Source organism: Halorubrum hochsteinianum, from assembly GCF_023702125.1.
In the GTDB taxonomy this organism is placed as follows: domain Archaea; phylum Halobacteriota; class Halobacteria; order Halobacteriales; family Haloferacaceae; genus Halorubrum; species Halorubrum hochsteinianum.
Genome location: NZ_CP098415.1, coordinates 1,752,591 through 1,764,749, shown reverse-complemented (window position 1 = coordinate 1,764,749; position 12,159 = coordinate 1,752,591). Strand labels below are relative to the sequence as shown.

14 protein-coding genes and 1 pseudogene are annotated in these 12,159 nt (G+C 65.9%); 6 read left to right on the top strand and 9 right to left on the bottom strand.

From position 1 onward, the window contains the following. Positions 1–786 precede the first annotated feature (786 nt). Together NAF06_RS08835 and NAF06_RS08830 are read left to right on the top strand one after the other, a co-directional pair. Positions 787–948 (top strand): hypothetical protein, encoded by a 162-nt coding sequence (locus NAF06_RS08835; protein WP_159369398.1) that lies wholly within the window; start codon positions 787–789, stop codon positions 946–948. Positions 949–1,047: 99 nt separating this feature from the next. Next, a complete protein-coding gene (locus NAF06_RS08830; RefSeq protein ID WP_238992743.1) occupies positions 1,048–1,212 on the top strand; it encodes a hypothetical protein in 165 nt (54 codons plus the stop codon). 61 nt (positions 1,213–1,273) lie between these two features. Here NAF06_RS08830 and NAF06_RS08825 read toward each other — a convergent pair whose 3' ends face one another. After that, entirely contained in the window at positions 1,274–1,831 is a 558-nt protein-coding gene (locus tag NAF06_RS08825) for a hypothetical protein (RefSeq protein ID WP_008584176.1), read from the bottom strand. Positions 1,832–2,288: 457 nt separating this feature from the next. Next, positions 2,289–3,119 carry an IS5 family transposase gene (locus NAF06_RS08820; protein WP_251106146.1) on the bottom strand — a complete coding sequence of 277 codons (831 nt, stop codon included), beginning with the start codon at positions 3,117–3,119 and terminating at the stop codon, positions 2,289–2,291. A gap of 228 nt (positions 3,120–3,347) precedes the next feature. On the opposite strand from NAF06_RS08820, the gene NAF06_RS08815 reads away from it, so the two are divergent. From NAF06_RS08815 to NAF06_RS08800, 4 genes and pseudogenes are all read left to right on the top strand, one after another. Further along, the gene (locus NAF06_RS08815; protein ID WP_239638716.1) at positions 3,348–4,220 is read left to right on the top strand and encodes a tyrosine-type recombinase/integrase; all 873 of its coding nucleotides are present in this window, start codon (positions 3,348–3,350) and stop codon (positions 4,218–4,220) included. Between the two features lie 129 nt (positions 4,221–4,349). After that, positions 4,350–4,805, top strand: a pseudogene (locus tag NAF06_RS08810) (HhH-GPD family protein); the annotation flags it as partial. A 73-nt stretch (positions 4,806–4,878) separates the two neighbouring features. Then, the gene (locus tag NAF06_RS08805; RefSeq protein WP_008584204.1) at positions 4,879–5,277 is read left to right on the top strand and encodes a DUF5778 family protein; all 399 of its coding nucleotides are present in this window, start codon (positions 4,879–4,881) and stop codon (positions 5,275–5,277) included. Positions 5,278–5,302: 25 nt separating this feature from the next. Next, positions 5,303–5,926, top strand: a complete 624-nt coding sequence (locus NAF06_RS08800) for an alpha/beta hydrolase (protein ID WP_008584206.1) — start codon at positions 5,303–5,305, stop codon at positions 5,924–5,926. A gap of 6 nt (positions 5,927–5,932) precedes the next feature. On the opposite strand, the gene NAF06_RS08795 is transcribed toward NAF06_RS08800, so the two are convergent. The 7 genes from NAF06_RS08795 to NAF06_RS08765 form a co-directional block, all read right to left on the bottom strand. Next, the gene (locus tag NAF06_RS08795; RefSeq protein ID WP_006630497.1) at positions 5,933–6,472 is read right to left on the bottom strand and encodes a cupin domain-containing protein; all 540 of its coding nucleotides are present in this window, start codon (positions 6,470–6,472) and stop codon (positions 5,933–5,935) included. A gap of 5 nt (positions 6,473–6,477) precedes the next feature. Beyond that, positions 6,478–6,807 (bottom strand): transcription factor S, encoded by a 330-nt coding sequence (locus tag NAF06_RS08790; RefSeq protein WP_008584210.1) that lies wholly within the window; start codon positions 6,805–6,807, stop codon positions 6,478–6,480. 397 nt (positions 6,808–7,204) lie between these two features. After that, entirely contained in the window at positions 7,205–8,293 is a 1,089-nt protein-coding gene (locus NAF06_RS08785; protein WP_008584213.1) for a putative sulfate/molybdate transporter, read from the bottom strand. A gap of 106 nt (positions 8,294–8,399) precedes the next feature. Next, on the bottom strand, positions 8,400–9,038 hold the full coding sequence (locus NAF06_RS08780) for a DUF8135 domain-containing protein (RefSeq protein WP_008584216.1): 639 nt from the start codon (positions 9,036–9,038) through the stop codon (positions 8,400–8,402). Beyond that, positions 9,035–10,021, bottom strand: coding sequence for a hypothetical protein (locus tag NAF06_RS08775; RefSeq protein WP_008584218.1), 987 nt, complete (start codon positions 10,019–10,021; stop codon positions 9,035–9,037). The genes NAF06_RS08780 and NAF06_RS08775 overlap by 4 nt, the downstream gene beginning before the upstream one ends. A gap of 129 nt (positions 10,022–10,150) precedes the next feature. Continuing rightward, the gene (locus tag NAF06_RS08770) at positions 10,151–10,987 is read right to left on the bottom strand and encodes an RAD55 family ATPase (protein WP_008584220.1); all 837 of its coding nucleotides are present in this window, start codon (positions 10,985–10,987) and stop codon (positions 10,151–10,153) included. 3 nt (positions 10,988–10,990) lie between these two features. Further along, the gene (locus NAF06_RS08765; protein ID WP_008584221.1) at positions 10,991–12,091 is read right to left on the bottom strand and encodes a beta-ribofuranosylaminobenzene 5'-phosphate synthase family protein; all 1,101 of its coding nucleotides are present in this window, start codon (positions 12,089–12,091) and stop codon (positions 10,991–10,993) included. Positions 12,092–12,159: the final 68 nt, after the last annotated feature.

The window sequence follows — 12,159 nt, the reverse complement described above, 5'->3', positions numbered from 1 at the left end:
GATAGCGAAAGAGAGCGTGTCAGACGACCGTCACGAGAGTGAAAGATCCGCAGGCAAGGCAATCTCAGTCTGATTTCCTTGCGCCCACCTATTTATAATCCATCGCACTCGCGGTTTTGCTGTAACGCTTCCAGACCCTACGTACAAGCCACGAGGCGTCGAAAGGGGCTGAGAGACAACTGACTAGCCGCAGCTAAACTCACAAATGAGCCAGAACCCCCGCTCGCAAGATGAGACAGACACAAAACAGGTCAATCTATTTGATGATCGTTGGCCTTGGGAGGGCCGCCCACTCGCTGATGAAGGGTTAAATACACCTCAGGACGACGAGCAACACCCAGAAGACGAGCAATCAACATTAGATCGTTTCTACTAGAATTAACTCTCTCAAGAAGTAGAAGACACCGAAATCATCAATCTCTTTGGAACAGTTAGAACGGTCGTCTATCTCTATCCGATTTAAAATGTCATAGAGTCTTCCCTCAGTTTAAACGATGTTTTTATAGAGTCGATAGAGATTAACCCTACTATTTATTAAGGTACTGATATTTATATCCAGACCGGATCGAATTCACGTTCGACATTTCCACGAACATCGTCACAGAGATTGGCGAGCAACTCACGGCGACTGCGTCGAGCCGGCCAACGTAGCGATCCGCGATCGTCTGTATGATAGGTCGAGCTACAGCCGATAGCATGTTGTTATCGGTCCGGGCATCCGGATATGATGAACTATCCTGACGTGTGGAACTCCACCGTTTTCACCCCTCGCAACCAAGCATCTGTATGGCCACGTTCGCCGTCGACTGTCCCGGGTGCGGGGTCTCGAAAGAACACATGACGACGACCGCGAACCAGATCGGTGTCCACTGTAGTTGCGGCATTACCTTCAGCGTCAACATCGACGAACAGGCCGTCGACGACTGGTGGGAACGCGGCGAATCTTAACCAATAGATGGGCAATATCGGTCTACTGTGTTGGTTAAGAGCGAAGTCAAGAGGTTCCGACAGTCACAAATATCACTTCCCGGCAGCTAGATGTTAATTATGAGCCGCGAAGCCCCGATCGACGCCGACACGATCTCGGACGAGGAGCTCACCGAGCTGCTTGCCGATGCTGAGGGGACGACGCCCGAAGAGATCGAGCGCGGCGCTGCCGAGTTCGATATCGCGCCGACTGAAGAGGCAACCGTCGTCGACGTCAACGAGTAGCACTATTGCTTTGACGAGAGTTCAGTAGCGCCGAGCAGCGGCTATAGATGGCTCTTAGAACTCAACGGTGCCGCTCTGGTGGGTAGAAGACGACGTGGACTGTTGATCCAAGGTTGTACCACGATTTAGGGAGAACCGACACCTCAAGTCCCCACTCAGCAGCAAACTCGAAGATGTTGAACCAGAGGTTGTAGGGCGGATCGTCGGCGTCGAACCGTTCGATATTGCCCGGATACACGTGCATCGAGTAGACCGCAGGCTCGCCGTTATCGAGCCAAAGTGTCGCGTGGTCGCTGGCAGGTGGCTTATGAGGCGGCCCAGACGGGTCGCTGTCGGCTTCGAGTGGGGAATGGAGGCATTCGGCCTCGCCTGTGATGAGGCGGCGGATGCAGGCTGTCTCGGCAGGCTCGTCGAGGCCGAACGCCCCGGCGAATGCATCCCGCTGGTACTCGCCCATGATTGCCCCGAGTGCCCGCCAGATGTCGTCCCACGTCGGGTCGTCTGGCTGGTGATCGAGATAGTTGTGGACGGCCTCGCGCAGCTGCTCGTACTCGTTCCACGCCGGGACAGGCTCGTTTGGGCCGGGTGTCGGCCAGTCGTCCCGAATATTGTCAGTCATAGATGCCGAGGTGGTTGATGTTCTTTTGTATACGCGTCGGCAACTTGATTCTCCTAGTCCTATTTATACACGTCCATGATGTCTCTTCTCTTGCTATCTGTTGCTGTCCCCACGTCGCCTCGGATGTACTTCACCACCGTAGGCAGCACTGACTGCTCGTGGTGTCCACTTCTGGGATGTATATTCGTGTTGAAGAAGGAACGGAACCAGTGCGGCGTAAACGTACTAGCGCTCTTGGGTAGAGGATTGGTGGTGAGTTCTCAGTTGGAGTTGGATGTCACAGCAGGCAAGGGTGACGCGACCGCGTCACCCGATGAGCGATGTTCTCCACCAAGACGTTCGTCTCGGAGCGTCGCGCCAGCGAACCTGCTACAGTAGGTTCGCGGCGCGACGGTGGCTCTTGCCGCATCGAGGCATCTCTAAAGGGCTGTGTTGAATCGCTGTAAGGCGTAGAGATTCACTGTTTGACGAAGCGCTTGATGTTGTAGACCATACACATCAGAGCGATCTCGCGGAACTCACGGAACCAGGACCGCGCTCGCACGGCGAAGCCGAGCGAGCGCTTCACAGCCGAGTTCACGGTTTCGGTCATAGAGCGCTGATTGTAGCGATTATCGTCGATTCTGGCGTTGTGTGCGTGGTCGTACGGCGCGAAGATGCGGTGCTTGATCAGCGGTCTGATCCCAAGATCGCGTAATCCTTCGCGGAGCGATTTCTTGTCGTAGCCCTTATCGGCCGCAAGAGACCGCAGATCGCCCGCGTTCCGGCGGGCGATCTGCTCAGCGAGATCTGCGTCACTTCCTTCTCGGTTCGTCGAGCAGTGAACGTCAAGGACAGCTTGCGACGCTGTATCGACGAGTTTCGTGACTTTCAGCTTTTGAACGCGGTAGCTGATTCGCTGGCAGTAGTGGCGGCTGGCTGGTGAGCGGTCGTAGAATGTGGCGTCGATCGCGGCGTGTTCGGAGAGATCGTGCAGCTGCGCCGACTGGCGCAGCAGCACTCGACAAACACTCATACTGATCCGGTCGAACGCCTTACACAACGTGGACGGCGCAGGGAGATCGGCCGCGCTAAGGCCGATCTCCCCGGTTATTTGTGGCATCTCTTTGAGCAGGCCGATCGTCATGCGGTACGATGTATCGAGGTAAATTCGCAGACAGTGGAGGGAAACGAGTGCGTAGTCGGCGAATCCGCCGCCGCCTTCCGGGGCGGCGGATTCGCCTCCATCGCCAGTAACTCTTTGAGCAACCGGCACAACCTCCCCGATGAAGCGGGAGATTTGTGTCATAGGCAACCGAATCTTCCCGCTTCAACGCCTTTGATTTAGCGACCTACCCTGCCGCCGTATGGCGATTCAACACAGCCATTCAAAGCGATCGAGTCAGACCCGTTCCAGCTTTGGTTAGATGAAGCAGTCTATGACAGCGACTACGTTGATCGCACGATAGTCGCTATCGAACGTCGGGTGGATCAGTGGTGCAATTTCATGTGGTCCAGATATGACCGTCATCCGGTGGTGCCAACGACAGAACATGTGAAGGAGTTCGGCAAATACTATCTGAATGAGCGACACAACAGTGACGGTACTGTCGCAGCAAAGCTATCGACATTAGATCAAGCGTATAGCTATTTTCAGAATGAACCGTCGTTTCCGCATCCTGAAAACTACAGCCCGTTCGAGTCCGGCAAAGACAAGCTGAATCTGAGTGAGGATGATCCTAAGGATTTCTACCCAATACCGCTTGACGACCTGAGAGAGTTCATCAATACAGAGGTGAAACACATCCGGGATCGTGCTCTGATAATCATCCAGATCAAGCTCGGCCTTCGCGCATCGGAAGTCTCGAACATCAAATTAAGCGAGATCCATCTCACGAATTCAGAGTTACAGGATCATTACGATACACTCGGGACGGATCCCGTTCTCAGTGGACGGCCAAACGCAATCTACATTCCGCACACCCGTGATATGAACAAGTCAAAACGCCCCCGTGTTCTGCCGCTTGATGAGGAGCTCCGTCGAGTGCTCATTGAGTACTTGCTCTGTAGACCGGACAATGATCGCCCTTGGTTGTTCTTGTCGAAATCAGGAGCGAGGAAGATGGACCATACGAATATCAACGATGTGTGGAAGAAGTACTTCCGACCCAAATACGGGCCGACAGAAGAATACAGGGGCGTGAGTTCCCATTACGGTCGGCACCGATTCACAACCTGGTTCCGCATCGAAAAAAGATGGCAGCGGGATCGGCTCAAGTACCTCCGGGGAGACCTACAAAGCGGTGGCGAGCTTAAATCTACGAGAGAAGCCATTGATTCGTACATCCATGCGCGATACGAGGATATAGAGGATCAATTCCGAAGAGACCTCTATAAGTTTAATATTTGACATTCAAGTGGGACAGTGCCAACGACTACGAATGAGTATAGAGCTTACTGAAGCGCGTTAAGATTTCGTCGTGCCTCTTGTCATAGAGGAATCGCTGATATAACAGACGCCGATATAATAGATTTCTCCCTTCACCGCGCGTTCGACGTGCCGGACGACGACGACGCGTTCGAGCGGGCCGCCTCGGAGCTCATGCCGGCGGGCGAGTCGCGGGTGTGGAACAACGCGGTCATGGAACTCGGCGGCGTCGCCTGCGGGAAGTCCCCTCGCTGCGACGAGGCCGGTTGCCCGTGGCGCGAGTGGTGTCACGCGTATCAGACCGGCGACTTCACCGCGCCGGACGTGCCCGAACAGCCGAGCTTCGAGGGGAGCCGGCGGCAGTTCCGCGGGCGGATCGTGCGGCTGCTCGGCGAGCGCGACGGGATGGAGCTGGACGCGCTCGGCCACCGGATCCGCGTGGACTACGCCCCGGACGGCGAACACGGCCGCGAGTGGCTGCGCGGGCTCGTCGACGACTTGGTCGACGACGGACTGGTCGAGACCGAGACGGCGGACGGGGGTGTCGTCGTCTCGCTGCGTCGCTGAGGGGGTCGGGTCCGGGGGTCGGTCCGCCGCGGGAACCGTCACCCGTTTATTACGGGAGCCGGAAGGGAGAGTCATGAGCGAGACCGTCGATTCGGACCTGTACACCCGTACGAAGGCCCTCTTGGAGCCGGGCGACATCGAGCTGGTGGGCTGTATCGTCCACACGACCCTCGACGGCCAGCAGGACCTGGAGATGCACGAGCTGACGGTCGCCGCCAACGAGGTCATCGCCGACCACGCGGGGAAAGGCGAGACGTACATCGAGGCCGGAAACGACGACACGGACTTCTCGTCGAACCAGTTCCAGGGGCTCACCCTCGACGACGAGGAGTTCGTCTGGGAGTGTCAACAGCTGCTGCGGGACGGGGCGTTCGACATCGTGTTCTACTACGAGGCGAACGTCGATCAGGAGGCGCTCGCGGCCGACCTCGCCGCCCTCGACGACGTCGACCGCGTGACGCAGGTTCCCTGACCGGGCGGCGGACCCTTCGAGATTCGTGAGCGACACCGTCCTGATCCCCGGCGGCCGCGACGTGCGCGCGACCCTCGACACCGCCGCGAGCGACGGCTCCCGCGCCGACGCGGCCGTCGTCGCCTGCCCGCCCCATCCCCAGCAGCGCGGCCACCGCGGCGACGAGCGGCTGGTGGCCGCGAGCGACGCCCTGACCGACCGCGGGGTCGACTGCCTCCGGTTCGACTACGGCGACTGGGACGAGGGGTACGGCGAGAGCACCGACGCGGACGCGGCGGTCTCGTGGGCCGTAGAGCGCTACGACCGCGTCGGGCTGTTCGGCTTCTCGTTCGGCGGCACGGTCGCGCTCGTCGCGGCCGCGTCCCGGCCCGACCTCGCGGGCGTCTGCGCGCTCGCCCCGACCGCGCGCCTGAACCCCGACGTCGACGCGGTCGCGGCGCTCGACGGCCTCGCCGAACTGGGGGTGCCAGTCCGAGTGCTGTACGCGACGCGGGACTCGACCGCCGACTGGGAGCCCGTCGTCGAGCGCGCGGGGGAACTGGGGATCGAGACGGAGGGGTTCGAGTCGGACCACTTCTTCGTCGGGCGGGCGGGGCGCGTTGGGGAGGCCGTCGCGGCGTTCCTCGCGCCGCGGCTGCGGGACGCCTGAGAGCGTTCACCGCAGGTCGTCGATCAGTTCGGCGGCCATCCGCTCGCCGCGGGCGGGGTCGTACCCCTCCATTCGCAGGTGCGCGAGCGGTGCCACGTACGGGTTCCGCTCCCAGTGGGCCCACACCTCCGTCGAGCCGTCGGGGGCGGGAAAGAGGCGAACGTGGACCTGCCAGTCGCCGGTGAGTCCCTCGGGCCGGTGGACGAAGCTGCCGACCTCGTGGACCGTTTCGCCGTCGCGGTCGTACGCGTGGAAGTACGCCCGGACGAGCTCGGAGAATCCCTGCTCGGGGAGTCGCTCGCGGGTCTCGGCCGGCGTCGTCGGCAGCGTCCCCGCGAACTCGTCGTCCGGCGGCGGGAGCACCTGAACGTGGTCGGGAGCGCCCTCGTCGGGCAGCAGCGCGAGCAGCCTGCCGAGCGCGAGCCGCGCCCGCCAGAACCCGAGCGCGCGACCGACGAGGAAGGCGGCGGGGAGCGTCGCCGCGAGGACGGCGAGGGCGCGCAGCGTGCGCGGCCACCGGCGAGCCGGTCGCTCGGATGCCGCCATCGCGGTCAGTTGTATCCCCGCCAGCGGTGGCCGCACTCCTTGCATTTAAAGAAGCGCGTCGGCGGCTCGTCGGCCGCGCCGGTCTGTTTGATCGTGTACCACGCCTCGCCGTGGCCGCACTCGTCGCAGACGACGTCGTTCGCGGTGGGTTTCCCCTCGAAGTTCGCGCCCTCCTCCGTCTCGATCACCTCGTCGCCGGTCTGTTCGGTGGTCGACTCGAACTCGGCGGCGAGCCCCTCGTCACGCTCGGCGGTGCCGCCGCAGTCGTCGTTCTGACACACCATCTCCCCGTCGCGAGAGACCATCATCGAGCCGCAGTCGTCACAGAACTGCATATACTGAGGAGACACGGGTGCGAGCGGTTTAGGTCCGATGACTGTCGGGGGCTTTCGACGGCGGAACGTTGAGGTCACGGTGACGACCGTCGAAGTCGCGGGCGATCGGTACGAGACGGTCGTTACCGACGGCACGACCGCCGAAGCCCCAGCCGCGAGAACTCGATGCGCTCGCTGCGGTCCTCGTCGCTCACTCCGTTCGCTCCTGCGGTCCTTGCGTCGCGCGTCTTCGTTCTCGCGGCTGCCCCTTCGAGTCCCGCCCAGCACAGCAACCGCACCTCACGCCTCCCCAGCCTCGTCGCTCACGCCCTGCGGGCGTTCGCGACTCCCTCGCGCGTGCTCCTGGCGGCCGCCTTCGGCGGCGCGCTCGCAGGCACGCGCCACCGCGGAATCTCGATTATGTCATCTGTTCCCACGCGAGGTGAACGACGATGCCGGCGACGAACGCGACGCCGAGGTTCGTCGCTATCGCGAGCAGCCCGATGCCGACCGAGAGCGCACGGTTCCCGGAATCGGTGACGTTTCGCGCGAGCGAGACGGCGACGATGGCGAGCAGCGCGCCCAGCATCGCCAGCGGGAAGGCGGCGATCAGCGCGGGCGTGGCGAAGAGGGCGGCGACAAGGTAGCCGGCACCCAGCACGAGGTTCGCGCCGCCGGTACGCGCGCCGAACGCGTGCTTGCCGGCCACGCCGTCGCAGCCGTGACACATCGGGATCCCGCCCAGCGGGACCGCGATCAGGTTCGTGATCCCCATGCTCGTCGACAGCTCGTCCGGCGTCACCTCGGCGTCGAGCAGGTCGGCGAAGAGGAGCGACGTCGCGAGAGCCGCGTTCCCAATGGTCATCGCCAGCTGCGCGACCACGCCGTCGAGCGTGGCGCGCGTGACCGCCGGGCCGAACGCGGGCGTCGGCGGCGCGCCGGGGAGGCGGGGGGTCGGCACGCCGGCGACGACGAGCGCGGTCGCGACCCCGACGAGCGCGACCGCCAGCGCGCTCGCCTTCCCGTGGCCCGCGAGCGCGAGCGCGGCGGCGATGGCGACGCCGACGAGCGCCACCGCCGGGTCGTCGACGGCGAGTCCGATCCCCGTCTCCAAGAGGACGAGCCCCACCGCGAACTGGACCCCGCGGATCACCGGCTCGCCGATCCACCGCTCGACGGACGCGAGCGTCCCCGTGAGACCGATCGCGAGCAGCAGTATCCCGAGGATCAGCCCCGCGAGCGCGAGTTCGGCGTAGGTGAGCGCGCCGGCGATGGCGAGCGCGGCCAGCGCCTTCATCGGCTCTACCGACACCGGCAGGCCGTACCGGAGCCCCCAGACGACCTGGAAGACGCCGAACGCGACCAGCGCGTGCGGCAGCGAGACATCGGTCAGGAGCGCCAGCGCGACGACGAGCGGGATGACGGTAATCGAATCCCCTATCGCGCCGGTGACGGCCCCGGGTCCGAACGCGACTGACCGACGCCCCTCGGAAGCGGATGCTGTCACGTGATATCCGCCTTATCGGACGAGCGGGCTTGAACGTGTTCAGAAATCGGCCGGGGTCACTCGGCGTCTCCGAAGAAACCGTTTCGAGTTACGTCCGGCGGGCTCGCTACTCCCCGTCGAAGGCGGGGTCGTCCGCGTCGGCGATCGGACAGTTCCGGACCCGGAACCGGGAGAAGTCGACCGACTCGACGATCTCGGTCCCCTCGTGGGTACACGCCGTCTCCGGCGGTTCGGAGAAGTGCGGACACTGCTGGCAGTAGCTCCGCTTGTCGATCACGCGCTCGTCGCCGGCCGTCGCGGCTCCCGGCCCCGAACCGACGGACCGCGTCGCCGCGTCGGCGGTCTCGTCGCCGCCCGCGACCCCGGCGTCGAACTCGGTCGCGTCGCCACCGACCGGGGCCTCCTCGTCGAGCGCCTCCCACACGTCCTCCTCACCGACGTCCCCGACGTCCATCGACTCGAAGGGGTCCCCCTCACCGGCCGCGTCGCCCGAGTCGGCGTCCAGTTCGTCGAACGGGTCGTCCGCCGGCGCGCCCGGGTCCGCGTCCGATTCTGCGTTCGCGCGCGAGGACGCGTCGAGGCCCGCGTCGTCGACGCCCTCGTCGCCGAGCGCCGCGAAGGGGTCGTCGTCGGGACCGTCGTCGTCGAGGCGATCGTCTTCGAGGAGGTCGTCGTCGAAGGGGTCGCGGTCGGGACGCTCCCCGGCGTCGGCCTCGGAGTCGTCGTCCGAACGCTCGCCGCTCATCGGCGGTCCCCGTCGGGTCCGCCGTCGCTCGCGGCGGCGTTCGCCCCGTCGGTCGACCGGCTCGTCCCGTCGGGGTCGCCGTCCGCGACGTCGCCGTCGATGGCGGGGCGGTCGGCGACGAGGAGCCGCGACGTGCCGAGGAATCCGGTGTTCGGCTCCAAGTCCTCGAAGCGACGCCCGCAGTGGGGGCACTCCGGCGTCGACAGCAGGCCGAGCTCCACGCCCCCGCCGCAGTGGTCGCAGTCGGCGGTCCGCACGCCGTGCCGGTTCGCCGTCCGCGTCAGCGCGTCCAGCCGCTCGCGGTCGGCGCGGTCGCGCTCCGCGGCGTCGAGCCGGCGTTTGACCTTGACGACGGCGTTCGCGACCCGCGAGAGCTTGTCGCCGATATCGGACAGGTCGTCGGCGGAGATGCCGGCCACCTCGGACTCGACGCTCGCCACGCGGTCGTCGAGGCCGTCGATCCGAGCGTCAAGGTCGTCGGTCCGGCCGTCGACACCGTCGATCCGACCGTCGAGGGCGTCGATCCGCTCGCGGACGGCGTCCAAGTCGTCGATCCGCTGGTCGAGGGCGTCGATCCGCTCGTCGAGGGCGTCGACGCGCTCCGAGGTGGCCGAGTCGGCGATCGCCGCGTCGAAGCGGTCCAGCCGGGCGGCGGTCGCCTCCAGTTCGTCGGCGAGTTCGTCGAGTCGGTCCGCGTCCGCCGCGTCGCCGTCGCCGTCCGCGTCCGAACCGGCTTCGAGCGACTCCACCTCGCGGTAGAGGTCGACGAACCGCTCGCGGAGGTCGGCCACCTTCGCGTCGAGGTCCGCGTCGAGGTCGTCGAGGCGCGCCTCGAGCGCCGCCACCTCCTCGGCGTCCGGGACGTCGATCCCCTCGGAGTCCGCGAGGGCGACGAGCGCGCGCTTGAGGAGCTCCTCGCGGCTCACGTCGGCGTCCTCCGCGGCGGCGTCGAGGGCGGCCGCCGCCGGGTCGGGGTCGCTCATCGCGGGTCCTCCGTCATCTACGTGCTGTTGCGCCGCGAGGGTTAAGTAACCTGCCGCGGCGTTCTCCGGATCGATACTCGGCGCGGGGAGCGAGAGGACGGTTCGAATCGGCCGACGGGGCGGCGTTCGCTACCGGATCTTGCGCACGTCGCTGATGTCGAACCCGCCCTCGTGGATCTCGGTCTCGAAGCGGACGATGTTCTCGGCCTCCAACCGGGAGAGCACGCCGCGGAACTCGCGGACGAACATGGTCCGGGCGCGCTGGGAGCCGCCGCTCTCCCACGAGAACTGGAGGGTGCCGCCGGCGGCGTCCATCAGCGTGCCGAACTCGCGGTCGCGGAGCGCGTCGGCGTTCACCAACACGAGGACCAGGGCGTCCCACTCGTAGGCCGCCTTCTTCAGCCCCTTCATCACCATCGCCACGTCGCTCCAGTCGGTGTCGTCGGAGACCATCGAGACGAGGTCGGTGACGGAGTCGATACAGACGAGGCTCCCCCGCCCGTGCTCGGAGAGGTAGTCGCCGAACGCGGTGAGCACGTCCTCGTACTCGCCGCGCTCGCCGAGTTCAGTGATCGAGGCGGTCGCCGTCTCGTACCAGTCGCGCGGCACCGGCGACAGCTGGAAGTACTCGGGCGAGAGGTCGCGGAACTCGATCTCCGAGACCGCCGCGTCGACGATCTCGTCGGCCATCGTGTACCCCATCTCCCGGGTGATAGCGCCGGTATCGGCCGTGAAGGAGATGTAGTGGACCGACTCGGGGACGGACGCGTCCGCGTCGATGTCCCCGTAGTACAGGTCGAACAGCTCCTCGTCGGCGCGCGCCAAGGCGTTCATCGCCGCGCTGGTGTACGCGAACTCCCGAGCGCCGGCCCCCGCCTCGCCCGCGAGCAGGACGACGCTCCCCGGGGGCGCGCCGCCGCCGAGGATGGAGTCGAGACGCGCGACCCCGAACGGAAGACGTGCCATGGTTTACGCCCCGTCGTCGCGGGGCTTAGTGTTACCCCTCTCCGAGTCGGTCGATCGCGGGTCCGCCCCGCTCCCGTCGGTGATCCGCGCGCCGTCGTCGGCGACCCTCGCGCCCTCGTTCGTCGCCCGGAACACCGACACCGACCCCCCGACGCCGGCCGCGTCGAGCGCGCGCTCGCCGGCTTCGGCCGCGGCGTCGGCGTGGGCCGCGTCGGTGACGCCGTACACCGTCGGTCCCCACGAGGACTGGCCCGCGCCGAACACCGCCGAGGCTCCCGACAGCGACGCGACGACCTCGCCCACCGGCGGCCGGTAGACGCCCCCCTGCTCGTCGGCGTACCACGCGCCGTTGAGCCGGCCGACCTCGGCGACAGCCGCGCCGAACGCCTCCGCGTTCCCCGTCGCGATCGACGGGAGGACGCGCCGGGTGACGATCCCGCCGATCCGGTCGGCGATCCCCGGGTCGGCGCGCTCGACCGCGGTCCGCATCGCGTCGTCCTCGACCGCCCCGCTCCGGCCGGCGTCCGCGTCCGGCTCGACGAGAAGGAACCGCCAGTCGTCGGGGACGGCGTGGCGGGCCGCCACCGGCGGGACGGTCCACTCGCCGTCCGCCGGGCGGTCGGTGGTGAAGCGCGCGGTCGGGTGGCCGGCGTCGAGGACGAACCCGCCCTCCTCGAACGTCGCGACGCCGACGCCGGAGCGCCCGCCGCGGCCGAGCGCCGGGGCGCGCTCGCGTACCCGGGCCGGCTCGCCGTGGGCGGTCGCGACCGCCGCGAGCGTCGCCGCCGCGAGCCGGGTCCCGCTGCCGAGTCCGGCGTGCCGCGGGAGCGACTCGCGGACCGCGACCCGCGCGCCGTCGACGCCGAGCAGGTCGGTCGCGGCGGTCGCGTACCCGCGGACGTCCTCTCGCACGGCGCTGGCGGACTCGGACGGCTCCGCGGCCGCCGCTTCGACCGTCACGCCGACCGCCAAGTCGGACTCCGCGTCGACGACGACCCGCGGCTCCGCGAGCCCGACCCCGAGCGCGCCGTAGAGCCGCTCGTGCGAGAGGCTGAGGTTACAGAAGCCGAAGTGGAGCCGCGCCCCGACGCTCGCGCGTGCCATCTCGTCCCGACGTTACGGGCGGACTGATAAAGGGGTCGTGACCGTGGCGGGAGTTGCCACGGAATTCC

What these genes read in the sequence shown, in the direction of transcription:
- NAF06_RS08775 (WP_008584218.1), bottom strand. Translation starts at nt 10,021, where the DNA reads ATGAGCGACCCCGACCCGGCGGCGGCCGCCCTCGACGCCGCCGCGGAG.
- NAF06_RS08805 (WP_008584204.1), top strand. Translation starts at nt 4,879, where the DNA reads ATGAGCGAGACCGTCGATTCGGACCTGTACACCCGTACGAAGGCCCTC.
- NAF06_RS08795 (WP_006630497.1), bottom strand. Translation starts at nt 6,472, where the DNA reads ATGGCGGCATCCGAGCGACCGGCTCGCCGGTGGCCGCGCACGCTGCGC.
- NAF06_RS08780 (WP_008584216.1), bottom strand. Translation starts at nt 9,038, where the DNA reads ATGAGCGGCGAGCGTTCGGACGACGACTCCGAGGCCGACGCCGGGGAG.
- NAF06_RS08830 (WP_238992743.1), top strand. Translation starts at nt 1,048, where the DNA reads ATGAGCCGCGAAGCCCCGATCGACGCCGACACGATCTCGGACGAGGAG.
- NAF06_RS08790 (WP_008584210.1), bottom strand. Translation starts at nt 6,807, where the DNA reads ATGCAGTTCTGTGACGACTGCGGCTCGATGATGGTCTCTCGCGACGGG.
- NAF06_RS08770 (WP_008584220.1), bottom strand. Translation starts at nt 10,987, where the DNA reads ATGGCACGTCTTCCGTTCGGGGTCGCGCGTCTCGACTCCATCCTCGGC.
- NAF06_RS08825 (WP_008584176.1), bottom strand. Translation starts at nt 1,831, where the DNA reads ATGACTGACAATATTCGGGACGACTGGCCGACACCCGGCCCAAACGAG.
- NAF06_RS08765 (WP_008584221.1), bottom strand. Translation starts at nt 12,091, where the DNA reads ATGGCACGCGCGAGCGTCGGGGCGCGGCTCCACTTCGGCTTCTGTAAC.
- NAF06_RS08835 (WP_159369398.1), top strand. Translation starts at nt 787, where the DNA reads ATGGCCACGTTCGCCGTCGACTGTCCCGGGTGCGGGGTCTCGAAAGAA.
- NAF06_RS08820 (WP_251106146.1), bottom strand. Translation starts at nt 3,119, where the DNA reads ATGACACAAATCTCCCGCTTCATCGGGGAGGTTGTGCCGGTTGCTCAA.